The sequence below is a fragment of the Pseudogemmobacter hezensis genome (assembly GCF_013155295.1).
Lineage (GTDB): Bacteria > Pseudomonadota > Alphaproteobacteria > Rhodobacterales > Rhodobacteraceae > Pseudogemmobacter > Pseudogemmobacter hezensis.
This window is the reverse complement of sequence record NZ_JABJXT010000025.1, coordinates 1-23838: the sequence shown is the minus strand read 5'-3', so window position 1 is coordinate 23838 and position 23838 is coordinate 1. Positions and strand designations below refer to the sequence as shown.

Below are 23838 nucleotides of genomic sequence, written 5' to 3'. Positions count from 1 at the left end.
AAGCCGGAATTGGCATCAGACCAGCGAGCCGCTATTGCTGCTCGCGGGCGGTGTGCCTGGTAAAACCGCTAAAACCAAAGCCAGTGTGTTGAGTGCGATGATACGGTCAGGCGAAACGAAGAATTTCCTGCTGCTGCAAGGGCCACACGGGCCGTTCTTCTCGCGGCTGGGGAAGATGCTGTCCCGCTCTGGGGCCACCGTCTGGCGCATCGGCTTTAACCGGGGCGACCGGGCTCTCTGGCATGATGGCGCCAGCTATATCCCGTTCCGCGGCGCCCCCGAAGACTGGCCCGCAACCTTCGCCGCGCTTATCGCGGAGAAACACATCACCGATATTGTGCTTTACGGCGATACCCGCCCCATCCACGCCAAAGCGGTCGCCATCGCCCGCGCGGCGGGGCTGACGATCCATGTCTTTGAAGAGGGCTATCTGCGCCCCTATTGGGTCACCTATGAGCGCGGCGGCTCGAACGGCCATTCGCGCCTGATGGAGACCAGCGTGCCGGAAATGCGCGAGGCGCTGGCCCATACCGATATCGACCTGCCTGATGCCCCCGCCCGCTGGGGGGACATGCGCCAGCATATGTTCTGGGGTGCGATCTATCACTGGTTCGTCTGGGCCGGATTCTGGGATTATCGCAATTTCCGCCCCCATCGCGCCCTGACGGTGCGCCAGGAATTCATGCTTTATGTAAAGCGGCTGTTCCTCTTGCCCTTCCACGCGCTGGAACGCAGGCTTGCCACCTGGCGCATCCGCTATGGCGGCTTTCCCTATCATCTGGCGATCCTGCAGCTGGAGCATGACGCCAGCTTCCGCGACCATTCGCCCTTCACCACCATGAGCGAATTTCTTGAGCTGGTGATGCAGGGCTTCGCCGAGGGTGCGCCATTGCATCACCACCTGGTCTTTAAAGCGCATCCGCTGGAGGATGGGCGCGTCGCGGTGAAATCGACCATCCGGCAGCTGGCGCAGAAATACGGTGTCGCAAAGCGCGTCCATTTCGTGCGGGGCGGCAAGCTGGCGGCGCTTTTGAACCATGCCCGTTCGGCTGTGACCGTCAATTCCACCGCCGGGCAGCAGGCGCTCTGGCGTGGTCTGCCGCTGCGGGCCTTCGGTCGCGCGGTCTATTCTAAGCCTGAATTTGTCTCTTCGCAGCCCGCGAGCCAGTTCTTTGCCGAGGGAAAACGCCCCGACACCCGCGCATATCGGGATTATCGACATTATTTGCTGGAAACCAGCCAGGTGGCCGGTGGCTTCTACTCCTCGCGTGCGCGGCGCGAGCTACTACGACAGGTTGTGGATATGCTGCTTTCAGAGCAGGATCCCTATGACGCATTGACCGATGGAAACGCGGCTCCACGGCAACAGTTGCGGCTGGTGACCTGATTTTTTCCAAAGCAAAGACTTTCAATTTCCGTGTTATTCCGTATTGTTGCAGGCAAAACTTGAGGCAAATCCGCTAAAGGAGCCCGAGCAGTGATCGGACATACCACAAGGGGGGCGAAAGCCCTGGCCTTGCTCGCCATTGTTGCAGTAACCGCAAGCTGCGGTCTGCCGCGACCAGGGCCGAACAAGAAAGAGATCTTCGCGGGCTCAGTGCTGCGGGGCGGTGATGCATTCATCGTAAGCGTCAATTCACGCGTCACGCGCGCCACGGCTGTGATGCCGTCTTTCGGCTTCACCGATGCCTTCCAGAAGGCCGGAAAGCTGGGGTCTGACACGATTGCGGCGGGCGATGTGCTGGCCGTCACCGTCTATGAAAACGTCCGCGACGACCCGCTTTTGGGCAATACCGGCCAGCGCGTCTCGCAGCTGACCGAGGTCCAGGTCGACGGGCAGGGCTTTATCTTCATCCCCTATGCCGGGCGGATCAAAGCAGCGGGCAATTCGGTTGAGGCGGTTCGCGCCTCGATCACCCGCAAGCTGGATGCGCAGACGCCTGACCCGCAGGTGCAGGTGGCACGTGTGGCGGGTGACGGCTCGACCGTGACGATCAACGGCTCGGTTGCGACGCCCGGCGTCTTCCCGATTGAACAGCCGACCCGCACGCTGGCCGCCATGCTGGCCCGCGCAGGCGGTGTCGCCATTGAACCGGCCACCGCTTTGGTGCGGGTGACGCGCGGCGGTGAGACCGGCAAGATCTGGCTGAAAGACCTCTGGGCCAATCCGGCGATGGATATCGCCCTGCGTCCGGGCGACCGTATCGTGATCGAAGAGGATGAGCGCAAGTTCACCGCGCTTGGTGCCACCGGCGCCCAGACCGTGGTGCCGTTTGCAAGCGAAAGCCTCTCGGCCATCGAGGCGCTGGCGACGGTTGGCGGCCTGCAGACCATGGCGGCCGATCCGACCGGGGTGTTCGTGTTCCGCAATGAACCGGCGGCGATTGCCAATGCGGTTCTGGGGCGCTCGGACCTCTCAGGCGATCAGCGTGTGGTCTATGTGCTGGATCTCACCGCGCCGACCGGCATGTTTGAGGCCCGCGACTTCCTGATCCGCGACGGCGACACCGTTTATGTCACCGAGGCCCCCTATGTTCAGTGGAACAAAACGCTTTCGGTGCTGACCGGCTCGGCAGGGGCGGCGGCAAGCCTGAACTCGGCCGCCGGCAACTGAGGCTGGCTTGGCTGTCGAACGCGATCCGAAACCAGAGGCCGCCGTGGAGGTTCCACGGCGGCTTTTTCATCAGAACCTCTCTTTTCTGCGTGACCGCAGGCTGAAGCGGATCCTTGCACTGGCCGGGCATGAGCTGCGCTTTGGCAAACCCGGCCCCGAGGACGGGATTGTCGTCTGGGGGGCCAGCCCGACCGCCTGGCGCGGCGAGCGGATGGCCGCGAAAACCGGGCGGCCGCTGGTGCGACTGGAGGATGCCTTTATCCGCTCAATCAGGCCCGGGCGAATGGGCGATGCGCCGATCGGGCTGCTGATCGACGCCGAGGGGATCCATTTCGACTCCTCGGATCCCTCACGGATCGAGCGGATCCTGGCGACTGATCCCTTAGACAATTCGCACATTCTGGCCCGCGCAAAGACCGGGATAGAGCGTATTCGTGCGCTGGAGTTGTCTAAATACAACCTTCATGACCTCTCACGCCCTGCACCCGCCCCCGGCTATGTGCTGGTGGTCGATCAGACGCTGGGCGATGCCTCAGTCACGGCCTCTGGTGCGGATCGGGGATCGTTTGAAGAGATGCTTGAGGTCGCCCGCCGCGATTGGCCGCATGCAAAGATCCTGATCCGCAGCCATCCCGAAAGCGCGAATGGGTTGCGCCAGGGCCATTACGGCCCCGAACATCTGCGCGACCCTGACGGGCCGGGGATCAGCTTTTCCGACCCTGCCATCCCGCCCTATGCGCTGCTGGAAGGCGCGGTCGCGGTTTACACCGTCTCATCCCAACTGGGGTTCGAGGCGATTCTGGCCGGGCATCGCCCGCGCGTCTGGGGCTTGCCCTTCTATGCGGGCTGGGGCCTGACCGAGGATCGCACGCCGCCCTCACGCCGCAAACGCAAACTTACCCGGGCGCAGCTTTTCGCGGGCGTCATGATCCTTGCGCCGCTTTGGTATGATCCTTGCCGGGATCGGCTTTGCAGCTTTGAAGAGGCGCTGGATCAGATGGAGGCCGAGCTGCGGGCCTTTCGCCAGGACCGCCATGGCCATGCCGCCTATGGCATGCGGCTGTGGAAGCGCGCCCGCCTGCAGGCGTTCTTCGGGGCTCAAAAGCCGCTGCGTTTTATCAGGGATCCGGCCGCGGCGAAGGGGCAAAGCCTGCTGATCTGGGCGGGCCAGCAGCCCGAGGCCCTAAGCACCCCCGCCCTGCGGGTCGAAGACGGCTTCCTGCGCTCGCGTGGGCTGGGGGCGGAACTGGTGCCGCCGCTGTCGCTGGTCGCCGATGATCTGGGGATCTATTACGACCCCAGCCAGCCCTCACGTCTTGAGGCGCTGATCACCGCCCCTCTGCCCCCTGGCGGCCATGCCCGCGCCACCCGCCTGATCGAGCGGCTGCTGGCGGCGAATTTAACAAAATACAACATAGACGGCGCGATTCCGGCGCTTCCCTCGCGTGAGACCGACCAGAGATCACGCATTCTGGTGCCAGGCCAGGTCGAGGATGATGCGTCGATCCTGAAGGGCGCAGGCGCGGTGCGCACCAACCTGGCGCTCTTGCAGGAAACGCGGGCGCAGAACCCTGACGCGCTGATCCTTTACAAGCCGCATCCCGACGTTGAGGCGGGCCTGCGCCCCGGTGCTTTGCCCAGGCAGCAGGCGGCGGATTATGCCGATCTGGTGCTGGATCGCACCAGCATCGCCGCCGCGCTGAATGAGGTGGATGAGGTCTGGACCATGACCTCTCTGACCGGGTTCGAGGCGCTGATCCGCGGCAAGCGCGTCACCACCTTTGGCGCCCCCTTCTATGCCGGATGGGGGCTGACCCACGATCTGGGAGAGATCCCCAAGCGTCGCCTGCGCGGCCCTGACGGTGCCCTGCTGCCGCGCCCGGATCTGGCGCAGCTGGTTCATGCCAGCCTGATCGCCTATCCGCGCTATTGGGATCCTGTCTCGCGCCGTCCCTGCCCGGTCGAGGTGGCGCTTGACCGGCTGGCCAGCGGCGAGATCCCGCATCCCGGGCGGCTGAACCGTCTGATCTCGAAGTTACAGGGCCGCTTTGCCAGCCATGCCCGGCTTTGGCGCAAGTAGCCAGAAGCGGATCATCAGGCTGACTGCTGCCGCAACCAGCCCGATCACCAGCCCCACCCACAGCCCGACCGCGCCATAGTCCAGCACGAAGGCAAGCAGATAGCTGGCGGGGATGCCGATCACCCAATAGCTGATCGCGGCCAGCCACATCGGCACCGTCGTATCCTGAATGCCGCGCAACAGCCCCAGCGCCATCACCTGCATCGCATCGGCCAGCTGGAACAGCGCCGCCAGCGTCAGAAGCGTCACCCCCAGCCCCAGCACAAAGGCCGAATCGGGCTTGGCTGCATCCAGGAACTGGCGCACCAGCAGCTCTGGCACGCTCACGAACACCAGGATCACCGCCACCGCGATCACCACGGACAGGATCAGCGCTGCCCAGGCCGCCAGCCGCAGATCAGCGGGCTCATTGCGCCCCGAGGCCGCCGCCACCCGGATCGTTGCCGCGTTTGAAAGGCCGACGTGGCACATGAAGGCCATCGCGGTGATCTCAAGCGCAATGCCATGTGCCGCCAGATGGCTGGTGCCGATCCAGCCCATCATGATCGCGCTGGCCTGGAACAGCCCGCTTTCGGCCAGGCCCGTCAGCCCGATGGGCAGGCCCAGCCACCAGACCTGGCGCAAAGCCGGCAGATCCAGCCGCCAGAAACGGCGAAACAGCTGGAAGGGCCGCAGCGCAGGCAGAAACCCGGCATAAAGCCCCAGCACAACCAGTGAAAACACCTGCACAAACAGCGTCGCCACCCCGGCACCGGCCACGCCCATCTCTGGTGCGCCCGCATTGCCGAAAATCAGGAACCAGTTGACGATGATGTTCAGCCCCACCGCAATGACCGTCACCCAAAGCACGATCTGCGTGCGCCCCAGTGCCGCCAGCCAGGCCTGCAGCACCGCCACCCCCAGTGCGGGCACCATGCCAAGCCCGGCAATGCGCAGATATTTTTGCGCCTCAATCGCCACTTCGGGATTTTGGCCCAGGGCCAGCATCACCGTCTCGGCATACCAGAACAGCGGATAGACCAGCAGGCCAAAGCCGATCGACAGCCACAGCCCCATTCGTGCGGCGCGCCGCAGCTCGGCATCATCGCCCTTCGCCCGTGCATTGGCCGCCAGCGGCATCACCGCCCGCGCAAAGCCGGAACCGATCACGAAGATGATGAAGAAGCTTGAGGCCGAAATCACCAGCGCCCCTTGCTGGACCACCCCATACCAGCCGACCATCGCGGTATTGACCACATGCAGCGAAAACTGCGCGATGGAAGAGCCTGCCAGCGGCAGACCCAGCATAAAGGTTTCACGCAGATGCGTGGCAAAGGACTGGCGCGGGGCCTGGGACATCGTATTCATGCCCGACCTCTATCCTTTGGTCAGAATCCGGGCAAGCGGCCCAATTGTGCGGCAAAGCGCAGACGGATCAGGCCCCGCCCGCACGGCGGGCGGCAGGGGCCGCAGGATGTCTGGCGGTTTCCAGCAGCTGACCGCTGCCCCGCAGCACCTGCGCCGCCGAGCCAACGATCAGCGGATCGGGCTGCCCCACCAGCGCATGATCCTTACCCGGATAATCCAGCGAGGCCAGGAAATGGCGCATGCAATTCAGCCTGGCGCGTTTCTTGTCATTGGATTTGACGATGGTCCAGGGCGCATCGGCGGTATCGGTATAGAAGAACATCGCCTCTTTGGCCTGGGTGTAATCCTCCCATTTATCCAGGCTGGCTTTGTCGATGGGGGAGAGCTTCCACATCTTCAGCGGATCGGTCTCGCGGGCTTTGAAGCGTTTGAACTGCTCATCCTGGGTGACCGAGAACCAGTATTTGTAAAGCCGGATGCCGGATCGCACCAGCATCCGCTCCAGCTCGGGGGCCTCGCGCATGAACTCCAGATATTCGGGGGCGGTGCAAAAGCCCATCACCCGCTCAACGCCTGCGCGGTTGTACCAGGAGCGGTCGAAGAACACGATCTCGCCTGCGGTGGGCAGATGCTGGATATAGCGCTGGAAGAACCACTCGCCCTTTTCCTTGTCGGAAGGTTTGGTCAGCGCCACCACACGGGCATAGCGGGGGTTCAGATGTTCCATGAACCGCTTGATCGTGCCGCCCTTGCCGGCCGCATCGCGCCCCTCCATCAGAAGGACGAATTTCTGTCCGGTCTCCTGGGCCCAGATCTGCACCTTCAGCAACTCGGCCTGCAACAGCGCCTTTTCACGCTCATAGGCGATGCGGCCCATCATCCTGCCATAGGGATAGCGCCCGCTTTCAAAGGCCTCGCGGATCTCATCGGCGGTCACCGCCGGGAAATGGCGCGGCTGGCCGAGGCTGTCGCCCCGGGCCGGGCCGTCGAACGCGGTGGGCGCGGCGGGCGCGGCGGCAGGCTGCGCAGAGGCCTCGGGCGCCGGTGATGGGACGGCTTGCAGCTCTGTTGTCATCGAAAAACTCCTGTTACGGGCAAAAACCAGGGTTGCGGGGCATGGCCCTGCCTAACTGCGCCCGCGCAATCCCGCCTTGATCCGCATCAAAACAAAGAGATTTCGGCGCGCCTCATCCCGTTCTGCCCTGGTGGCCAGGACCGGATCCCCTGCAGCGCGGGGACGATGCGAAAATCCCTCCTGCCTGCGATTGTATTTGGGGAACAGCCTTCCCATTATGCCAGTCAGGCCGTGAAACAGTGGAATCCCTCTGTGCTTCTGCTATGGATCGGCGCGGAATTTGCGGCCCCATTTCCTTCGCATATTCCGCATTTCTCTTTGGCATCGAGGCCCGGCCATGATCACCCTTTACGGCGTCTACCGCTCTCGCGCATCGCGCCCGCTCTGGCTGTTGGCCGAGATCGGCGGCGAATTCACCCATGTTCCGGTGATCCAGGCCTATCGCCTGGCGGATGCGAAATCCCCGGATGCGCCGCTGAACACCGCATCGCCCGACTATCTGGCGATCAACCCGCAGGGGCTGATTCCGGCGATGGTGGATGATGGGCTGCTGCTGACCGAATCAATGGCCATCACCCTGCATATCGCGCGGCGTTATGGCGGCCCGCTTGGCCCCGCAGATGGGGCCGAGCAGTCGCTGATGGAGCAATGGGCGCTTTTCGCCGCCACCGCAGTCGAGCCGCCCGCGCTTGAGATCCTGCTGGCGGTCGAGGCCGGGGGCGATACCCTGCCCGAGACCCGCGCCGCGATCCGTGTCAGCGCCGAAAAGCTGCGCCGCCCGCTGGCCCGGCTGGAGCGTCACCTTGGCGCGCATGACTGGCTGGTGGGGGATCGTTTCACCGCCGCCGATATCAATACCGCCGAGTGCCTGCGCTATGCCCAGGGGTATCCCGCCCTGCTGGCCGAGTTTCCCCATGTCAGCGCCTGGCTGGCCCGCTGCCAGGCCCGCCCGGCCTTCCAGGCCTTCTGGGCACGGCGTGAGGCAGAGCCGGTCTGACGCCCCCTATCTGAAAACCCCGGATCAGCGGCAGCCGTCAGGATCGCTTGCCGCTGACCGTGCATCGGATCGTGCGTCTGATCGTGCGTCCGCGCCAGGTGGGGCTGGCCGGGATGCACAGAGTTTGCGCATCGCTGATGCTGGTTTTCTGCCTGATCCCGCCCCATCTTGGCTGCAACGCCCCGGTATTGGTCCGGGGCCACCAGATCAGGGATATTGAACCATGAAAAAGATCGGCTTTCTTTCCTTTGGCCACTGGTCGCCCCAGCAGGGCTCTGCCACCCGTTCGGCCCAGGATGTCTTGCTGCAATCGATCGAGCTGGCCGAAGCCGCCGAGGAACTGGGCGCTGACGGTGCCTATTACCGCGTGCATCATTTCGCCCGCCAGCTGTCCTCGCCCTTCCCGCTGCTGGCCGCTGTTGGCGCCCGCACGAAGAAGATCGAGATCGGCACCGGCGTCATCGACATGCGCTATGAGAACCCGCATTACATGTTCGAGGATGCAGGCGCCGCCGATCTGATCTCTGGCGGGCGCTTGCAGCTGGGGATCTCGCGCGGCTCGCCCGAGCAGGTGATCGATGGCTGGCGGCATTTCGGCTATACCCCCGCCGAGGGCGAAACGGATCAGGATCTGGCCCGCGATCACGCGCTGACCTTCCTTGGTCTGCTGGAGGGCCAGGGGTTCGCCAAACCCAACCCGCGCCCGATGTTCCCCAATCCGCCGGGCCTTTTGCGGCTGGAACCCTATTCTGAGGGGCTGAGGAACCGCATCTGGTGGGGCGCTGCCTCGGATCAGACGGCGATCTGGGCAGCGCAGCTGGGGATGAACCTGCAAAGCTCGACCCTGAAATGGGATGAGACGGGCGAGCCTTTCCACGTCCAGCAGGCCAATCAGATCCGCAAATACCGGGCAGCCTGGAAAGAGGCCGGCCATAAGCATGAGCCCCGCGTCTCGGTCAGCCGCTCGATCTTTGCGATCACCACGGCGCAGGACCAGATGTATTTCGGCCAGTCGCGCCCGGATCAGGATCAGGTCGGCGTGATCGACGATCAGCGCGCCGTCTTTGGCCGCTCTTACGCCGCCGAGCCGCAAAAGCTGATCGAAGAGCTGCGTCAGGATGAGGCAATCGCCGAGGCCGATACGCTGCTTCTGACGGTGCCGAACACGCTGGGCGTCGATTACAACGCCCATGTGATCGAAAACATCCTCAAACACGTCGCGCCCGCCCTGGGTTGGCGCTGAGGGTTGGTGCTGAGGATTGGCGCGAAGAAAACCGCCCGGCCCCTTATCCGGGGCCGGGCGGTTGCGCGGCTTAAGCCACCTGCCCCGCCGCCCAACCCGATGACCAGGCCCATTGGAAATTATAGCCGCCCAGCCAGCCGGTGATATCGACCAGCTCGCCCACCACATAGAGGCCCGGCACCGCCTTTGCCTGCAGGGTTTTCGCATCCAGCCCATCGGTATCCACGCCCCCCAGCGTGACCTCGGCGGTGCGATAGCCCTCTGATCCGACCGGCGTCAGCTGCCAGTCATGCAGACCCGCCGCAATCGCCTCAAGCCTCGCATCAGACATCTCGGCCAGCGGCCCGGTCTCAGCCTGGCCCAGATGTTTCGCCAGCCGTTCTGGCATCACCTGCGCCAGCGCCGCCGTCAAAGACCCGCGCCCGGCCCGCTTTTTCGCCTCACGCAGCCAGCCATGCCCGGCCTGGGCTTTCGCGGGCAACAGATCGACCGAGATCCGTTCCCCCTCGCGCCAATAGCTTGAGACCTGCAGGGTCGCCGGGCCGGAAAGGCCGCGATGAGTGAAAAGCATCGCCTCATCAAACTGACCGCGCCCGCCGGCCACGCCGCCGCTGTCTGACCGCAACCGCACCGGCAGTGCAACGCCCGCCAGCGGTTTGATCCAGGCCAGCTCCTGCTCGGCAAAGGTCAGCGGCACAAGACCGGGGCGGGTCTCTGTCACCTGCAGCCCCAGGCTTTCGGCAACCCGGTAGCCCCAGGGGCTGGCCCCCATTTTCGGAATCGACTTGCCGCCGGTTGCCAGAATCAGCGAGCGCGTCTCCTGGACACCGCGCGGCGTGGCGATTCGGAAACCTGCGCCTGCGCGGCTGACCTCGCCCGGCTCTGTCGAAAGCCAGAGCACCACGCCCGCCGCCCGCATCTCATCGACCAGCCAGGCCACAACCTGTTTCGCCGAGCCATCGCAAAAAAGCTGCCCAAGCGTCTTTTCATGCCAGGCGATTCCCGCCTGATCAATCCGCGCCACAACATCCCATTGGGTGAACCGCTTCAGCGCCGAAAGCGCGAAACGCGGATTGCGGCCCAGATAATTCTCAACCCCGATGCCGGTATTGGTGAAATTGCAGCGCCCACCGCCCGAGATCCGGATTTTTTCACCCGGCTGGGCCGCGTGATCAATCACCAGAACACGTCGCCCACGCCGCCCGGCCTCAATCGCGGCAAGCATTCCGGCCGCCCCGGCCCCGACCACGATCACATCCCAGATTTCGGCCATTTAAACTCCTGCCAAATTTCCTTCACATCCCCCCTTGCGGCGGGGAAAAGGCTTCGCTAAACACCCGCTCACGGTTGGGGCGTCGCCAAGTGGTAAGGCAGCGGTTTTTGGTACCGCCATTCCCAGGTTCGAATCCTGGCGCCCCAGCCAATCGTTTTATTCCCATAAAATCAAAGACTTAGCAAGACGCCTCTCGCGTCATGTGTTACAGTCATGTGGGTGTTCCACATGGTGCATTCAGCACCTTAGCGACTCGTCCGACATGCAGAAAGGGCGAGGCTTGCGGCCCCGCCCCTTCCATTCGCTAAGTAAGGGTCACCCGGCACCGCGTGGCAGGAGTCGCGCCACCGTGCCTTGTCGGGGTTGATAGGTGTTCTGAACCTGCGCACTCACCGACAAACCGCAACGCTTTCGGCAGCCCCTTTGCAGCCAAGGCGCGTCAGCCCTCTATCTGGTTATACCCGCGCAGCCGGTGAAGTTCTCATGGGACGGGGAAGAAAAGCGGGCGCTGGTGATGCGCCCGCTTTGGTGGTCGTGGTGCTGGTCAGGCTGCCAGCGAGAAGCCTTCACCCTTCTCCACGCGCTGCCAGTGCAGCCGCGCTGCATCGTGACGGGTCACGGCGCGGCGAACCTTGGCATCGCAGCGGATTGCTTTCAGTTCGGCATCCCGAAGCGCCAGCAGAGCTTTCAACTGTTTCAGCTTGTGCTGGTCGTCGGGGTGATAAACCGGCATCTGGACTTCACGGTTGGCAAGCCGCGCCGCTTTCAGCTTCACCCTTGCAGCCGCATGCTTTGCCTTGGCAAGATCCATCTGCGCCCGTGCAGAGTTAAGGGCTGCGATGGCCTCGCGCTGGTGGTCCAGCCAGTTCGCGCTGCTTTCTTCAACGGCGGCGAGAGAGAAAGCCATTATGCTGCCTCCCCTTCCACGACTTCGGCTTCACCGCCACGATAGGCGTCAAAGAAGTCGGACGCACACTGCAGAGCAGCCATGCGGATCAGCTCTGCCTTCTGCTCAACCGGCGTTTCCGCATGGATGTCGAAGCCAACCGGAATGGTCAGGCCACGGTATTCAATCGTAACCGTGCCGTGGTCAGTGGCGGACGTTGCCGCCGGGGTGGTGATGGTGGTAGTATCAACGGGCATTCCGATGTCCTTCTATTATCGGAGTTCTAGACGACAGGGGCGGAAGCCTTCTCGGCCTAGGAAACTTTGACGGTTTCCGCCCTACTGTCAGGGGCTGTTCAGCCCGTTACCTTCCACTGGGGGAAGGTCCAGCGAACCTGCTTGTCCAGCTGATCCAGCATCTTTTGCAGCCTTGCGGCCTCTTTAAGCGCGGCTTTCTTGGCCTCGGGTTCCGACAGGTCGGAAGCCTCTATCTCGGCCATGCGGGCCGTGATCTCGCGTTGCTTGTAGTTGTTCACCATATCGGCAAGGGAACGGGCCGCATCAATCAGCGCCCCGACCATCACCTCAGCCCTGCCAAGCGAACGAACTTCATCGCTGAAACTTGGGCTGCCCGCGTCCAGCACCTCATTCAGCGCATGGTGAGCCGGGCCGCGATCATCTTCAAATTCCGGCATGGGGATGCCCGCCATATCAAGGCAAAAGTTGAACTCACTTTCATACGGGTTGTTGGCATAGAACTCAAAGAACGGCGTCCTGAACACGTCCGAGGGTGTTGACGCCTCTGTGAGCCCGGCCTGCCGCTTTTCCTTCTGACGTTGCCGCCAGCGGCGCTGCGCTTCTGCATTGGCGTTTGCCATGTGATGATCTCCTTTCTGCATTTATAGATATTACTATCTACATAGTAATGTAATTAGTAATATCGCGCAGAACATCACGAAACCGTGATCTCTCACGCCGCCCGCTTCACTGCCACTTCATCCATGTAATCGGCCCGGCAGGACTCTGGCAGCAGATCGGCGCAGGCCAGCGCCTCAATCAGCTTGTCGTGCAGGTCGGTGCCGGTGCTGGTCGCGGCTGCCATGAACGCGCCGGTAAGGTCGGCCATGAGGCGGTCAAAGGTTTCATCTGTGAGAAAGTGCGGCATCGGTCGGCGCTCCTGATTTGCTCGATAGCAGGAATCTAGGACAGCGCCGGAATCCCGGTCAAGCCGAAAATGAACATATATTGTTTATTTTCAATATATTAGTAAGTGCTTACTTACTTCGGGGCGGGGTAGCTGTTTAGCTATTTGGCTAAGAGCAGACAAAAGAAAACGCCCTGCCGGTCAGGATCACCGGCAGGGCGTCTGTGCTTTGGGGCGTGATTGGAAGCCATCCCCTCTATGCTTGGTTGTTATATTATAACATTGACATGACCTGCAAGCGGTTTCTGCGCCCGGATCATCACCGCGTTCAGGTGCTCTTGGCGTTCAGCAAAGGCCACAACCTGCAGCGCCTCTGCCGGAACATGGTCTTTCATGTGAAGTCGCGTCCCGAGGTGCTGCCCCTCCGGCAGGCCACCGAAAGCACGGGCAAGGCTATGCAGATCAATCTTCATCATCACTCTTTCTATACTCGCCGCCTCTGGCGGCTCCCTGCGCCTCGGCCTTCGGCCTCGTTGCTGGCCTCCGCTTCGCTTCGGCTCGATCTCTTTCATGTCTGGATCCGCAGAAGCATCATCTGATCTTGCACAGAATGAATATTACCTGCGGAAATAGGTCTTTCCCCCCATGACGACACACAAGCTAATCTGTGTCGTCATGGGGGGAATGTTCTGCGTCTAACAGGTGGTGGCGGGCTTCTGACACTAGGTGGCTTCCATTGACCTAGCAGCGCCCGGATTCCCGATCTTACGATCAAGCGGTTGCAGCCTCTCGGCTGCGCATCACGTCCGACTTTCCTTCAATCGAACCGTGATCGGTTGTTGTCGCCCTGAACCATAAGGTTCGCCCGACAGAGCAACCGTCTTTCTGTGCCATATCGTCCGAAGACCGGCGGCAACCGTTTGGGGCGTCCGGTGATTTCCACCGGGGAGCGATCCAAGACGATCTTTCCTGCACCTTCCAGCTAGGCGACTCGCTGCCCGGTCATGTTTCCCGGTGCTGGCGTTCAATTTGGGGCTGGTATCGCGGTGTCGGTGAACGTCATTCCCATCTGGGTATCGGTTCAAACCTGACTGCTTTGTGCTTGGTGCTGCCGTTCCGGCCAGATGAACCTAACCGGAACGCGCAGAAGAATCAAGGTGCTGGTTAGCGCAGCATCCCGCCCGGCCTCATCTGCCGTATAAGTTCGGTCTGGATCAGCGCCCGCATCCCGGCTTCGGTTTCCCGCGCCACCTGTTTCGCCAGATCGGCGTTTTGCTCGGGCGTTCCGGCGCTGCCGTTTACCGTGATCGGGCTGTTGATCGTGATAGCCGGTGCCGATGCCCCCGCAGACTCGCGCAGAGACTCACCAGAGGCCCTTGCGATCTTTCCGCCATCCCCGACAAGGCCACCCGAAGCATAGCCCTTGCGGGCGCTCTGGTGGAGTCTGTCAAGGTTATCAGCCCCGAGGCGCTTCACCGTCTCGGCAGAAAACACATACTCGCCCTTATGGACCACGCCAGCCGGTTCATATTTGCCACCGGCCCCGGTGAACCCGCCATCTGCGAAGCCCAAAAGGCCACCGACAAAATCACCCACGCCGGTTCCCGAGAACAGCCCGAGAAGCGCCTTCTGCATTTGAACTCGCGCCATCTGTAGCAGCAACTGGCCCAAGGCTTCCTCGGCGGACATGCTGCCATCCAGAACGGCAAGGAACACATCCGAAAGGGCTTCTGCGCCTTTCTTTCCGCGTTCCTGAACCTGTTCAAGGTCTTTGGCTGCCTTGTCGGCAGCGTTCCCGGCCTGAACCTGCGCCTGCGCAAGCCGGTCGATTTCGGCGGTCAGTTCGGGCGTGATCTGCTTTCCGGCCTGTTGCGCCGCGTTCAGCAGTTCAGCACGGGTGCGGGCGTATTCCAGAGCATCGCCGTATTCGGTGCCTGCCTCTTTGGCGGCGATCAGCGCGACAGCTTCCGCTTCCAAAGCAGCCCGTTCCCGGTTCAGACCCTCAACAGCACGGGCGAACTCATCCTGCGAACGCCCGCCGCCGCCTTTCTTCCCGCCGCCGCCCTTGTCGTCTTGCAGGGCATCGGGGATGCCATCGCCATCCATATCGGCCTGCCAGTTATCAGGACGTGCGCCGGGCCTCGGGCTGGTGGCGATGCCGCTATCAAAGGTCGGCGGCATGTTCGCGCCCGCGCCACCCTGAATGGGCGTTCCGGTGGTCACGCCCGGCCCGGCACCCGGCAGGGTATTGCGAAGCGTATTTGCCAGGGCGATCAGACCACCGATCACCGTGCCAAGCCGGTTCATTTCGGCAATGGCACCCGCGAAGGAAACGCCGTCCACGTCCTGCAAGGCACCAAAGGCGGTTTCAGCATCACGCTGGACGGCCTGAATCTTATCCGAGAACTCTTCGGCGTTGATTGCGCCGGTCCCGTAATCCTGCGCCACGCCCCGCAGGCCATCGGCATAGTCGCGGATGATAGCGGCCTGATCGGCCATGCCCATCCGGTCCAGTTCATCGGCAAACGCCGCCATCTGGTTCGCGGTGCCAATGGCCTCATAGCCCAAGGAATCGTATTGGCCTTTCAGGGCCTCGACATCATGCGCTACCTCATCCAGCGCGTCACGGTCCTGTTCCAAGGCATCATAGACGCTATCGCCCAGAACCGAACGCCCCTCGGCCTCATCGGGGAACAGTTCATCCATACGCGCCCGCAGGTCCGCCAGTTCCGCGCCCGCCGCCACAAGCCCAAGGATGGTGGCTTTGGCCCAGTTGGACGCGGTGCCGATCATGGCGTTCCACTTGGCGTCAACCTCGGCGGCTTTGCGGATCAGTTCCTCATCCATAACAGCCCCGGTTTCATGGGCGCGTTGGATGGTCTGGCGCAAAGCGGCTTCACCCTGCCCGAGAAGGGCAGAGAATTGTTCGCCACCGGCACCGCCAAAGATTTCTTCCAGCAAGAAAGACTGGCTGGCCTGATCCAGCTTTCCAAGACGCCCGAGGATTTCCACCATCAGCGCGGAAGGGTCTTTCAGCTTCTCTTTCAGTTCCTCGGCGGAATAACCAAGTTTCTTGAAAGCCTCGGCACCGGCCCCGGTGCCATCAAGGAAGAACTCGCCCGCCCGGATATGCAGTTCTTTGAAACCATCGGTCAGGGCATCAATGCCGATGCGGTTCTGTTCCGCAACGAACTTCCATTCCTGAAAGGCTTCAATGCCAATCCCGGCGCGTTTGGCTTCATTGGACAGTTCCGCCATCTCTTTTGTAAGATTGCGCACCGATGCGACAGCACCGGCCACGCCGATGCCTGCACCAATCCCAAGCGCCCCGGCCACTTTGGGAAGGTTGATAGCCTTGAAGGCATTGCCGATCCGCCCGCCCATGCCCTCATAGGTCTTGGCGATCTGATCGGCGGAACGCTTGGCCTTGGCTTCCATCTGCTTTGAAGCCTTGGCCTGAATGGCATTGGCGCGGGCAAAGTCGCGTTGCAGGTTGCGCGTTTGCGCTTCCAGCTTGATAATCAGCCCCATCATATCGGCGTCGGACATACTCTTTACCTCAGATCAAATACAGGTCAGCCCGATCACATCGGGGTCGTCATAGCGGGATTTCTTGTTATGGGCGGTCACGGCACGGGATACGGCCATTGCAGAAGCCACCGCCGCGTCAATCCGGCCATTGCTGCGCTGTTTGTGCATACGGATCAGCCCCGATTGCGGGTTGCTGGATACGGCCACATTGTCAAAGTGCTGGCGCAGAACCGGGTCGCCATCATGGCGGATCAACTCGCCGTTCACCGTGCGCACCAGATTGCCGGTCGCCTCGGACATAATCACCGCGCTTTGCGGATGGGTGAACACCGGCAGCCCATCATCGGAAAGATTCTGCGACAGGACGCGGGCAAGCGCCGGGTCCACCGCGATCTCTTGCACGTCATAGGTGGCGCAGAGGTTGCGAATGTGATCCTCCACCTGTTTCTGGTCGATCACGCCACCGGGGCAAAGCTGGATCAGGTCGCGGTCGGCCCATTGCTGATAGGGGGCGCGGTCGCGGTGCGCCCGGCCTTCCAGATCGGCAGCAGGCACAAAGCAGGTATTGCGAAGCGTGATCTGGCCATCCCCATGCCGGAAGGCCACGGCAACGGCAGTCAGGTCGCCGGTCTGTGACAGGTCCACACCGATATAGGCCGGAAGCTGTTCGAGGTCTGGTTCGTCGTCGTCCAGCTTGCGCCGGTCGTAGGTCGGCATATCAAACAGAGGGTCGCGGCTGTTCCCGTGCCATTTGTTCAGGTGGTATTGCTGGAACCCATATGCCGCAGAGGGCATGTTCTTCGCCCGCTGCGCCTTGTTCCGAAGGTCTTTGATGTCTTGGAACCCATATTGCAGGCCGGGGTTGCAGCGGTGCCAAACTGCCTCATCCGTCCAATCGTCTGAGTCCTGAATTTCAAAGAGGATCGGAAGGAAAGAAGGGGCAATAACCTTGCCGCTGGCAACGTCACGGGCATAGGCGTATTCATTCGCAGCGAACCCATCAGCACCGCGCCCCGCCGTGGTGGCGATCACCATCAAACCGTTCGGGCGCTTTGCAAGGCCGGATTCCAGAACTTCCATCATTTCCGAACCGCTGGCCTCTTTCCATGCGTGAATCTCATCGCAAAGAACAAAGCTCGGGGTGGTGCCGTTCTGGCGTGACCCATCCGAGGAAACAACTTCCAGCTTGGATTCAAAGCCGGGCAGCAGGCTTTCGATCTCACGGGCGGCGTTGCGCTGGTTCACAATCCGGGTGGCCTTCACCAGCCTCTGGTCAAGGGTGAGGATTTCGCGGGCCTCTTTGAACGCGATGGAAGCCTGCCGCTTGTCACCGGCTGCAAAGACGATTTCGCCGCCCGGCACCCGCTCTGGCCCGATCAGGTGCAGCAGGGACATAGCCGCAGACAGCGTGGTTTTCCTGTTCCCGCGCGGGATGCCGAAGAACGCTTTCCTCACAAGGCGCTCACCATCAGCATCACACGGGCCATAGATTCCGCGAATGATCCGCTCTTGGAAGGGGTGGAGAGTGAAGGCCCGGCCAGCAACCGTGCTTTTGACGTGCCGAAGGGCGCGGATAAAATCCACGGCCCGCTGGCCCTTGCCAAACGGGTCAGGAATCGGACTGTTATCGAAAATCCATTCCGGGAAGGTGGAAGCTGGCATTGTCAAATCTCCAGCGGGTTCGGGCTGGTGTCGGCAGGCGGGGCATCACCGGCAATTCCCATCCTTGCGCGGCTGGTCGGGGTCAGCCCGTATTCGGCGGCAAGCTGGCGGGCGGTCTGCGCTGCCCGGTTTCAGATGCCGAACATCACCTTGTCGATAAGGCCACCGGCCCGCTGTTCCTCAATCTGGCGACAGATGCCGACTGCCGAAGCGTAAGCCTCCACCCCTGCCAGATCGGCCCGCACCAGCGTCTTGCGGGCGATGAGTTGCGGCATAACCCGCTTCCATTCTGCCTTGGCCTGCGCCGAAAGATAGGCAGGCGCAGGCGGTGCTTTGGTCAGTGCCTCGGCATCAACAGCAGGTGCAGGCTTTACGCCCCGAAGGTGCTTGCTCATGCCGCCACCGCCCGCAGTTCAATGCCTTTCCTGCGCCCAATCTCGGCAATGGCGACAATGTTCCAGACCTTGCCGCCGTGCAGGATGCGGTCAGAGACAGCCACACCCGGCACCCACCGCAGCAGGAAAACAGCGTTGTTGCTCACACCCTCGCCGAAGGTGGTCAGGAACTCGGACAGGCCAGATTGGCGCAGTTCTGCCTTGCCGCTGGCGTAGGTGGTCCAAGTCTGAACAACATGCCGATGCGGGCCGGGGGTTTCTGAAAGCCGTTGCAGTTCAATGCGGTGTTGAAGTTTCCCGGCCTGCATCACTCGGCCCTCCACCGCAGCACCGCCCGCAGGGCAATCGTGCCATGCGTATAGGTGCGCTCGGGCGCAGGGTCGCGCATCCAGACCAGTTCCGGGCGCTGCCAGTCATCAATGGCGAAACCATCGGGCCGGGGCGCATCCATCAGCGCCAGCATGGCAGCACCGGCCACCGCCTGCGCCACCGTGGAACCATCTTCCACGGCCCAGAGGTGCAGCATCATGCGGACCTCGGCCACGACATAGCCGCCCGAGGCATGGCCAAGGATGGACACGCGGGCTGGTGCCAGGACGATTGCAGGCAGGTTGTCGGGGCGGATGGAACCGGCGCGGATATTCACCGGGTCAACATGGGCAGCAATCCGAGGATCAGCCGCTAGCAGATCACCGATCAGCGTTTGCAGGGAAAGGCTCGGGTCCATCATTGGCCTGCCGCCTTCCTCGCCTCGGCGCGGATCACCCGGCGCAGGCGGTTCTTCACGCGGGTCATATTCAGCCGCCAAGCGGGCAGCAGGAAGGGTTCGGCGGGCATGGTGCCCGTGCTGGTGCCATCCTTGTGCTGGCGCTCGCTGGTGCCGAACTCCACGAGATGCCCGTGGCGGGCGTCAGGGCTGCCAGCGGTGACAAATGCCTGCCCGTCTTCGGCGGTGCGCCTGCCGCCATTGGCTGCATAGGCGGGCGTGGTTTCGCCGGGGCCGGTGGCATCAATGGAATCTGCAAGGCTGCCCGTGCGCCGCGATGCCTCGGCCAAGGCGCGGGCATCGGCTGCCACTTCCTCGGCGGAACGCTTCAAGGCGGGGTTCAGGGCAGCGGCAACGGCAGCCGGAAGCGCTGCCAGCTTGCGTTTCAGGGCATCAGAGCCTTGGACATAGCGGGCCATTATGCTGCCTCCGGCTCGGGCCGGTAGCCGGTGACGCGCTCTTTCAGGGGCGACAGCAGATCATGGACGCCGAAGGGCAACTGGTGCGGGCTGGCAAAGGTCACGCCCTCGCGGCTTTCATACTGGTGCGCCACCAGCAGAAGCGCGGACTGCACCATCAGGGCGTTGTCAGCTGTGAAGGGCTGGCCGGTATAAGCCGCCACCCACATCGCAGCCACATTGGCGTAATGGGTCAGCAGTTCCGGGTCGCGGTCGTCGTCAAGGTTCAGATGCGCCCGGATCAGGGCAGTTGGCAGGGACATGGCAGCACTCATAACAAACAAAGTTGTTATAATATAACACCGCCATGCCGGGCTGTGAATCGTGAAAAGTTATATTCCGGCGTATCTTGCGCGAAGGACCACACGCCGGTTCCCTGAAAGGGACGAAAGTTCAGAGATACCCCCTCTACCAAAATTCATAAAGTCTCATGGCAGTAGAATCTGTTCAAAAACTGCACGAGCTTCAACCGGGGAATTTGCGGCAAAAAGTTGATCTACAGCCGCCTGAGGAACACTCGAAACAGTGGTGATAGAATGTGTTGCTACGGTATTAAGGGCTTCGATATCAGAGTCGTTAATCGCAGTAGAAATCGCATAATACTTGATCCCGTTCGGATTTATGATCCATTCTCGCGTCTGAATATGAACATAGACTGCTTTCATTAAGCTTCCCTCGTGCGGTATTTGCAGTCGCCTGTCAGGTCTCAGCGATGATTTAACGGAAATATAACCTTTAATCTCTTCAAATGAGCACTGATCGGCGAACTCAAGATAGCTATTATCAAGTGTGTCTATCGCGTCATTTGAAAGCATATTAATGGGATTCAAATGAGGTATTACTCGATCAACTACAGATCTTCCCAGTATAACGAAGTCTGGATTTGAACTAACAAAACTGATGTTGCCAGTTTGCAAAACTTTGTTACGCAGATCAGTAATGATACCACAAATGCGGGGACTGTAGAGCCGGGATAGATCAAATCGTCTTTTATTCGGAAGAAGAAGTGCCAAGTCGGCATCTGGATTATTAGCTGCGGTATTCCATGCCTCTAAGGCAAGCATCCATTCATACCAATCTCCATGTGCGTTGCTCAACGCACCTTGACCAACGCCCCGTGGGCGTATTGTGTTATCTAAACTTTCCAGAATGCCCGTATAGGTTTCGTGGTCGGCGGGCAGAGCTTGTCCCCGAATATGGGTGATCGCGTCACGCTTGATAACCTCAGCTCTACCGCCATTCATCCTGATATAGGGCACGTTCTGCATCTCCATCACATCCGGTCCCGCCAGTGATGGTCTGATACATCGTCATTGGCAAGGCTACCCAGCCGCTCTGCAAGACGTTTATTGGCTTTAAGTGCCTTGCCCCCTACATACGGGCCGCCTTGATATGCCGCTTGACGGTCAACGCGATACCTTGAGCAGCCAAGAACGGGACACCATTCCCTACCGTTTTGAACATCGCGCTCAAGGTCATGGACGCAGGCAGTTCAAAGTCACGTGGCGCAGACTGAATCGCCAGAGCCTCAGCCACCGAAATGCGCCTCGCCTTGTATGGGTGAACGTGAACCTCATTATTCCCATAAGCTGCCGTGGGGGAGTAGCGCCAGCGGTGAAGCCGTTTGTATGATTTCTTGCTGTCATCACCCTCATCAAGGGTAAGGAACCTTTTCAGGCCAGCTCTGGGTTGGAATACGTGCCTTGCGTTCGGATGCTCGTTCACTGCATTTTTATCAAACCAATGCTGCACTGTAAGTTCCAGCGGAACATTGTTTGGCTTAGGAACACTCCCATTTTCATTGAACGGATGCGTGTCTGGCCATTCGTAAGAGAATGCGGCCCTTTCAGGATAAATAACGCCATCCCAAGTCAGATCGCACCCGGAAAACTTGCTATTGTGGAAACCCATCAGAATAATACGGTCCCGATCCTGCGGGGCACCAAATTCGATGGCATTGATGAGGCGTTCGTGCAGATGATAGCCTGCTTTCACAAGATCGACCTTGAGGGATTCATAGAACGCGCGGTGCTTCTTCGTTCGCCACAAACCCTTGACGTTTTCAAAAACAAAAAAGTCAGGGCGGGCAGCGCACACGAGGTCAATATAGACACGCGACAGCTTACCATTGTCTCCCTCTTGGCCCCTATTTTTTCCACCTACCGAAAAATCAGGGCATGGAGGGCCGCCAATGAAGCCAATAAGATCACCATCATTTTTGGCGAAATCAACCTTCGCCTTCATTTCAGATGAGGCAACGTCTACGATGGATGCGCTGGAATATCCATATTTTGGTTCAGGAACACCTAACTTCTTTCGGGAATAACGGTATCCATCTAGAAACGGTTCGTAATATTCATTGACGAACCGAGTGTGGAAGCCAGCTTTTTCAAAGCCGAGGTCAAGCAGCCCGCAGCCTGAAAAAAATGAAAATATTCCGAGGTTGGTGTTCTGCGTCATAACGTCTTCTTTGGTATCGCTGCGCTGCCACCTCACGGGTAGCTGCTTGTTGTTTGTATTCGATTGTAGTTACATGCGCAGACGCGGTGCGTCAACTACATTTTACTACAAAAGGTGGCGCATGAGTAAAGGTCTGCCAGTTTCATTCCGTTTGGATGAGAATGACAAGATGGCATTGGAGGCGGCGGCAAAAGCTGATGCGCGTTCAGTATCCAGTCTGCTGACGGTGATCGTTCGTCAATGGCTTGCGGCTCGTGAAGATAAGGCCCCGTAGAGCATTCTTCTAGCAAAGAACAGAACCACTGCATGCAGGTGCGGGGATTGATGCCGAAGCACGGTCCCATACTTCTCACACGACTCTACTTCTTGCCACAAGTCACGTTCTGACATTGGCCCGTTCCTGCCTCTGCTTCTCGGAATCGTGGCAGCGTTTGCAGAGGGACTGCAAGTTGTTCCAGTTCATCACCAGCGCCACGTTGCCGTGGTGGCGCTGGATATGGTCCACAACCTGCGCCTCAGCACCGCAGAACGCACAAGTCGGGTGCAGGCGCAGGAACTCGGCCCGCAGGGCTTCCCATTGGCGCGTATAGCCGCGCTGGCGGCTGTTCGGACGGGTTGCGTCATACCGGCGTTTGCGGACGCGGATGGTGTCACGCTGGCAGGCGCATAGATCACCAGCCGGAACAATGGCACCGCAGGAACAGAGACGGGGCGGCGCTGGCATTACTTCCCGCCGATCTGCCTGAACAAGCCGCCTGCATCGGTGCTGGTCGTGCTGCCCTTCTGGCTGATACTCAGCGCCCCGTTAATCAGGGTGCCACCCGTCCAGACGCGGCCATAAGCAATGGGGATGATACCGCCCTCGCGGGTGGTGTTTTGCGGGCCGGTCATGGTGAAGGACTTTTCTGTTTCCTCGGCTTTCAGTTCCGGGGCCAGCATGGTCGCCACGCCGGTAAGCATGAGGCTGGTTCCCATCGCACCAGCAATGGAACCCACGCTCATGCTGCCGCCCGCGAACAACGGGGAAGCAAGGGCCGCACCACCGAAGGCGGCAAGCCCGATCAGCGCAACGCCTGCAATGATCTTACCAACGCCGCCACGCTTTGAACCCTTGATAACCGGGATAACGAACAGATCCTGATTGCCAAGTTTGAAGCCCGGCAGCATGGCTTCATCCAGTTCCATGCCGTTCTTTTTGGTCTTTCCGACGATCACCCGGAAATGGCCGTTGCGGATATAGTTGAAGAACTTGGGGAAGTTCGCTTGCAGGGCCTGAATGGCTTCTTCCACGGTATCAACCGCCAGCCTGACCTTGTGGCCGAACTCTTTCCCCAGATTGCCGTGAAGGTGAATCGTTCTCATTGGTGCCTCGCTTTCAATGCCTGAAGCGCGGCGCGATCAAAGGCCGGGTCAATTCCATCGGCTTCAATCTCGCGCAGGCGCTCAGGTGTATATACCTCTGGCCCCTTGCCCTTGTCGGATGGGATGCCAGCAAGGCGCAGTTCGCGCTCTGCCTGCGCTTCAAGCGCCGTGACAATCTCGGCCACCGATGCGTTCCAGACCTCGGACGGGGGCCAGTGCAGCCAGCTTGTGGCGCGGCTGAACAATTCAGTGAAGAACCGGGAAAGCGGCATCGGGTCAGATGCGGGTGCTGGTGATGGGGTTCCCTCGCCCTGCGCTGGTGCAAGGATAGCAGCGAACAGGGCGAGACAGGCCGCTTGTGCGAGAGGTGCTATCTGCGCAAGCGGAATGGTGGCGGCATATGCCAGGGCGATTTCTGCCGCCAGCGTGTTGAATCTCACGCGGAACTGAGCCGGTTTTGTCACCGAGAAGTGAGCCACCTCTGATTATGGATTTTGGTTCAAGCTGGGGTCAAGGTTGGGTGTGTCTCCTTCTTTTTTCTTACTG

Annotated in this window: 25 protein-coding genes, 1 tRNA gene and 1 pseudogene; 7 read left to right on the top strand and 20 right to left on the bottom strand. The window is 60.9% G+C overall.

From position 1 onward, the window contains the following. The first annotated feature begins 97 nt into the window (after positions 1 to 97). From HOY34_RS19245 to HOY34_RS19235, 3 genes are all read left to right on the top strand, one after another. The gene (locus HOY34_RS19245; RefSeq protein ID WP_172365920.1) at positions 98 to 1387 is read left to right on the top strand and encodes a capsule polysaccharide biogenesis protein; all 1290 of its coding nucleotides are present in this window, start codon (positions 98 to 100) and stop codon (positions 1385 to 1387) included. A gap of 90 nt (positions 1388 to 1477) precedes the next feature. Continuing rightward, entirely contained in the window at positions 1478 to 2614 is a 1137-nt protein-coding gene (locus HOY34_RS19240) for a polysaccharide biosynthesis/export family protein (RefSeq protein ID WP_172365865.1), read from the top strand. Between the two features lie 7 nt (positions 2615 to 2621). Beyond that, the gene (locus HOY34_RS19235) at positions 2622 to 4694 is read left to right on the top strand and encodes a capsule polysaccharide biogenesis protein (protein ID WP_253944557.1); all 2073 of its coding nucleotides are present in this window, start codon (positions 2622 to 2624) and stop codon (positions 4692 to 4694) included. Here the strand turns inward: HOY34_RS19235 and HOY34_RS19230 are convergent. Then, a complete protein-coding gene (locus HOY34_RS19230; RefSeq protein ID WP_436645243.1) occupies positions 4650 to 6041 on the bottom strand; it encodes an MATE family efflux transporter in 1392 nt (463 codons plus the stop codon). The two genes, HOY34_RS19235 and HOY34_RS19230, sit on opposite strands and share 45 nt — an antisense overlap. 67 nt (positions 6042 to 6108) lie before the next feature. Then, entirely contained in the window at positions 6109 to 7116 is a 1008-nt protein-coding gene (ppk2, locus tag HOY34_RS19225) for a polyphosphate kinase 2 (RefSeq protein ID WP_172365863.1), read from the bottom strand. 337 nt (positions 7117 to 7453) lie between these two features. Here ppk2 and HOY34_RS19220 point away from each other — a divergent pair, with 337 nt between their 5' ends. Beyond that, positions 7454 to 8113: a glutathione S-transferase family protein gene (locus tag HOY34_RS19220; RefSeq protein WP_172365861.1), complete on the top strand. Its 660-nt coding sequence runs from the start codon at positions 7454 to 7456 to the stop codon at positions 8111 to 8113. A 223-nt stretch (positions 8114 to 8336) separates the two neighbouring features. Beyond that, positions 8337 to 9356, top strand: a complete 1020-nt coding sequence (locus HOY34_RS19215) for an LLM class flavin-dependent oxidoreductase (protein ID WP_172365859.1) — start codon at positions 8337 to 8339, stop codon at positions 9354 to 9356. Positions 9357 to 9426: 70 nt separating this feature from the next. Here the strand turns inward: HOY34_RS19215 and HOY34_RS19210 are convergent, their stop codons facing one another. Further along, positions 9427 to 10629: a BaiN/RdsA family NAD(P)/FAD-dependent oxidoreductase gene (locus tag HOY34_RS19210; protein WP_172365857.1), complete on the bottom strand. Its 1203-nt coding sequence runs from the start codon at positions 10627 to 10629 to the stop codon at positions 9427 to 9429. Positions 10630 to 10704: 75 nt separating this feature from the next. On the opposite strand from HOY34_RS19210, the gene HOY34_RS19205 reads away from it, so the two are divergent. Further along, positions 10705 to 10779: transfer RNA gene (locus tag HOY34_RS19205), tRNA-Gln, on the top strand. A gap of 394 nt (positions 10780 to 11173) precedes the next feature. On the opposite strand, the gene HOY34_RS19200 is transcribed toward HOY34_RS19205, so the two are convergent. The 14 genes and pseudogenes from HOY34_RS19200 to HOY34_RS19135 form a co-directional block, all read right to left on the bottom strand. Next, on the bottom strand, positions 11174 to 11536 hold the full coding sequence (locus HOY34_RS19200) for a hypothetical protein (protein ID WP_172365855.1): 363 nt from the start codon (positions 11534 to 11536) through the stop codon (positions 11174 to 11176). Then, positions 11536 to 11772, bottom strand: coding sequence for a hypothetical protein (locus tag HOY34_RS19195; RefSeq protein WP_172365853.1), 237 nt, complete (start codon positions 11770 to 11772; stop codon positions 11536 to 11538). Before HOY34_RS19195 ends, HOY34_RS19200 begins: the two co-directional genes overlap by 1 nt. Before the next feature lie 98 nt (positions 11773 to 11870). Next, positions 11871 to 12392: a hypothetical protein gene (locus tag HOY34_RS19190; RefSeq protein ID WP_172365851.1), complete on the bottom strand. Its 522-nt coding sequence runs from the start codon at positions 12390 to 12392 to the stop codon at positions 11871 to 11873. Positions 12393 to 12484: 92 nt separating this feature from the next. After that, positions 12485 to 12679, bottom strand: a complete 195-nt coding sequence (locus HOY34_RS19185; protein WP_172365849.1) for a hypothetical protein — start codon at positions 12677 to 12679, stop codon at positions 12485 to 12487. A gap of 248 nt (positions 12680 to 12927) precedes the next feature. Then, positions 12928 to 13134: a hypothetical protein gene (locus tag HOY34_RS19180; protein WP_216654843.1), complete on the bottom strand. Its 207-nt coding sequence runs from the start codon at positions 13132 to 13134 to the stop codon at positions 12928 to 12930. A gap of 688 nt (positions 13135 to 13822) precedes the next feature. After that, positions 13823 to 16207: a phage tail tape measure protein gene (locus HOY34_RS19175; RefSeq protein ID WP_172365845.1), complete on the bottom strand. Its 2385-nt coding sequence runs from the start codon at positions 16205 to 16207 to the stop codon at positions 13823 to 13825. Between the two features lie 15 nt (positions 16208 to 16222). Further along, entirely contained in the window at positions 16223 to 17851 is a 1629-nt protein-coding gene (locus HOY34_RS19170) for a terminase large subunit (protein ID WP_172365843.1), read from the bottom strand. Between the two features lie 2 nt (positions 17852 to 17853). After that, positions 17854 to 18246: pseudogene (locus HOY34_RS19165) on the bottom strand (P27 family phage terminase small subunit). Continuing rightward, a complete protein-coding gene (locus tag HOY34_RS19160; RefSeq protein ID WP_172365841.1) occupies positions 18243 to 18554 on the bottom strand; it encodes a head-tail adaptor protein in 312 nt (103 codons plus the stop codon). Before HOY34_RS19160 ends, HOY34_RS19165 begins: the two are co-directional and overlap by 4 nt. Then, entirely contained in the window at positions 18554 to 18976 is a 423-nt protein-coding gene (gene gp17 / locus HOY34_RS19155; RefSeq protein ID WP_172365839.1) for a tail completion protein gp17, read from the bottom strand. The genes HOY34_RS19160 and gp17 overlap by 1 nt, the downstream gene beginning before the upstream one ends. Beyond that, positions 18973 to 19431 (bottom strand): HK97-gp10 family putative phage morphogenesis protein, encoded by a 459-nt coding sequence (locus HOY34_RS19150; protein WP_253944555.1) that lies wholly within the window; start codon positions 19429 to 19431, stop codon positions 18973 to 18975. The genes gp17 and HOY34_RS19150 overlap by 4 nt, the downstream gene beginning before the upstream one ends. Further along, positions 19431 to 19733, bottom strand: coding sequence for a head-tail connector protein (locus HOY34_RS19145; RefSeq protein WP_172365837.1), 303 nt, complete (start codon positions 19731 to 19733; stop codon positions 19431 to 19433). The genes HOY34_RS19150 and HOY34_RS19145 overlap by 1 nt, the downstream gene beginning before the upstream one ends. 165 nt (positions 19734 to 19898) lie before the next feature. Beyond that, complete coding sequence (locus HOY34_RS19140) at positions 19899 to 20738, bottom strand: Cfr10I/Bse634I family restriction endonuclease (RefSeq protein ID WP_172365835.1); 840 nt, start codon at positions 20736 to 20738, stop codon at positions 19899 to 19901. Between the two features lie 103 nt (positions 20739 to 20841). Further along, positions 20842 to 21930 (bottom strand): DNA cytosine methyltransferase, encoded by a 1089-nt coding sequence (locus tag HOY34_RS19135; RefSeq protein ID WP_172365834.1) that lies wholly within the window; start codon positions 21928 to 21930, stop codon positions 20842 to 20844. A gap of 121 nt (positions 21931 to 22051) precedes the next feature. On the opposite strand from HOY34_RS19135, the gene HOY34_RS19130 reads away from it, so the two are divergent. Next, the gene (locus tag HOY34_RS19130) at positions 22052 to 22204 is read left to right on the top strand and encodes a hypothetical protein (RefSeq protein ID WP_172365832.1); all 153 of its coding nucleotides are present in this window, start codon (positions 22052 to 22054) and stop codon (positions 22202 to 22204) included. Positions 22205 to 22306: 102 nt separating this feature from the next. Here the strand turns inward: HOY34_RS19130 and HOY34_RS19125 are convergent, their stop codons facing one another. Genes HOY34_RS19125 through HOY34_RS19115 form a run of 3 tightly spaced genes read right to left on the bottom strand, consistent with a single transcriptional unit; the run spans position 22307 to position 23732 of the window. Next, complete coding sequence (locus tag HOY34_RS19125) at positions 22307 to 22654, bottom strand: HNH endonuclease (protein WP_172365830.1); 348 nt, start codon at positions 22652 to 22654, stop codon at positions 22307 to 22309. Next, a complete protein-coding gene (locus tag HOY34_RS19120; RefSeq protein ID WP_172365828.1) occupies positions 22654 to 23292 on the bottom strand; it encodes a tail assembly protein in 639 nt (212 codons plus the stop codon). Before HOY34_RS19120 ends, HOY34_RS19125 begins: the two co-directional genes overlap by 1 nt. Beyond that, positions 23289 to 23732 carry a hypothetical protein gene (locus tag HOY34_RS19115; RefSeq protein ID WP_172365826.1) on the bottom strand — a complete coding sequence of 148 codons (444 nt, stop codon included), beginning with the start codon at positions 23730 to 23732 and terminating at the stop codon, positions 23289 to 23291. The genes HOY34_RS19120 and HOY34_RS19115 overlap by 4 nt, the downstream gene beginning before the upstream one ends. Positions 23733 to 23838: the final 106 nt, after the last annotated feature.

Coding starts and splice junctions, on each gene's coding strand:
- HOY34_RS19180 (WP_216654843.1), bottom strand. CDS start 13,134: ATGATGAAGATTGATCTGCATAGCCTTGCCCGTGCTTTCGGTGGCCTG.
- HOY34_RS19175 (WP_172365845.1), bottom strand. CDS start 16,207: ATGTCCGACGCCGATATGATGGGGCTGATTATCAAGCTGGAAGCGCAA.
- HOY34_RS19230 (WP_436645243.1), bottom strand. CDS start 6,041: ATGAATACGATGTCCCAGGCCCCGCGCCAGTCCTTTGCCACGCATCTG.
- HOY34_RS19135 (WP_172365834.1), bottom strand. CDS start 21,930: ATGACGCAGAACACCAACCTCGGAATATTTTCATTTTTTTCAGGCTGC.
- HOY34_RS19120 (WP_172365828.1), bottom strand. CDS start 23,292: ATGAGAACGATTCACCTTCACGGCAATCTGGGGAAAGAGTTCGGCCAC.
- gp17 (WP_172365839.1), bottom strand. CDS start 18,976: ATGATGGACCCGAGCCTTTCCCTGCAAACGCTGATCGGTGATCTGCTA.
- HOY34_RS19150 (WP_253944555.1), bottom strand. CDS start 19,431: ATGGCCCGCTATGTCCAAGGCTCTGATGCCCTGAAACGCAAGCTGGCA.
- HOY34_RS19190 (WP_172365851.1), bottom strand. CDS start 12,392: ATGGCAAACGCCAATGCAGAAGCGCAGCGCCGCTGGCGGCAACGTCAG.
- HOY34_RS19170 (WP_172365843.1), bottom strand. CDS start 17,851: ATGCCAGCTTCCACCTTCCCGGAATGGATTTTCGATAACAGTCCGATT.
- HOY34_RS19195 (WP_172365853.1), bottom strand. CDS start 11,772: ATGCCCGTTGATACTACCACCATCACCACCCCGGCGGCAACGTCCGCC.
- HOY34_RS19185 (WP_172365849.1), bottom strand. CDS start 12,679: ATGCCGCACTTTCTCACAGATGAAACCTTTGACCGCCTCATGGCCGAC.
- HOY34_RS19215 (WP_172365859.1), top strand. CDS start 8,337: ATGAAAAAGATCGGCTTTCTTTCCTTTGGCCACTGGTCGCCCCAGCAG.
- HOY34_RS19160 (WP_172365841.1), bottom strand. CDS start 18,554: ATGCAGGCCGGGAAACTTCAACACCGCATTGAACTGCAACGGCTTTCA.
- HOY34_RS19125 (WP_172365830.1), bottom strand. CDS start 22,654: ATGCCAGCGCCGCCCCGTCTCTGTTCCTGCGGTGCCATTGTTCCGGCT.
- HOY34_RS19145 (WP_172365837.1), bottom strand. CDS start 19,733: ATGTCCCTGCCAACTGCCCTGATCCGGGCGCATCTGAACCTTGACGAC.
- HOY34_RS19245 (WP_172365920.1), top strand. CDS start 98: ATGATACGGTCAGGCGAAACGAAGAATTTCCTGCTGCTGCAAGGGCCA.
- HOY34_RS19210 (WP_172365857.1), bottom strand. CDS start 10,629: ATGGCCGAAATCTGGGATGTGATCGTGGTCGGGGCCGGGGCGGCCGGA.
- HOY34_RS19200 (WP_172365855.1), bottom strand. CDS start 11,536: ATGGCTTTCTCTCTCGCCGCCGTTGAAGAAAGCAGCGCGAACTGGCTG.
- HOY34_RS19130 (WP_172365832.1), top strand. CDS start 22,052: ATGAGTAAAGGTCTGCCAGTTTCATTCCGTTTGGATGAGAATGACAAG.
- ppk2 (WP_172365863.1), bottom strand. CDS start 7,116: ATGACAACAGAGCTGCAAGCCGTCCCATCACCGGCGCCCGAGGCCTCT.
- HOY34_RS19220 (WP_172365861.1), top strand. CDS start 7,454: ATGATCACCCTTTACGGCGTCTACCGCTCTCGCGCATCGCGCCCGCTC.
- HOY34_RS19140 (WP_172365835.1), bottom strand. CDS start 20,738: ATGCAGAACGTGCCCTATATCAGGATGAATGGCGGTAGAGCTGAGGTT.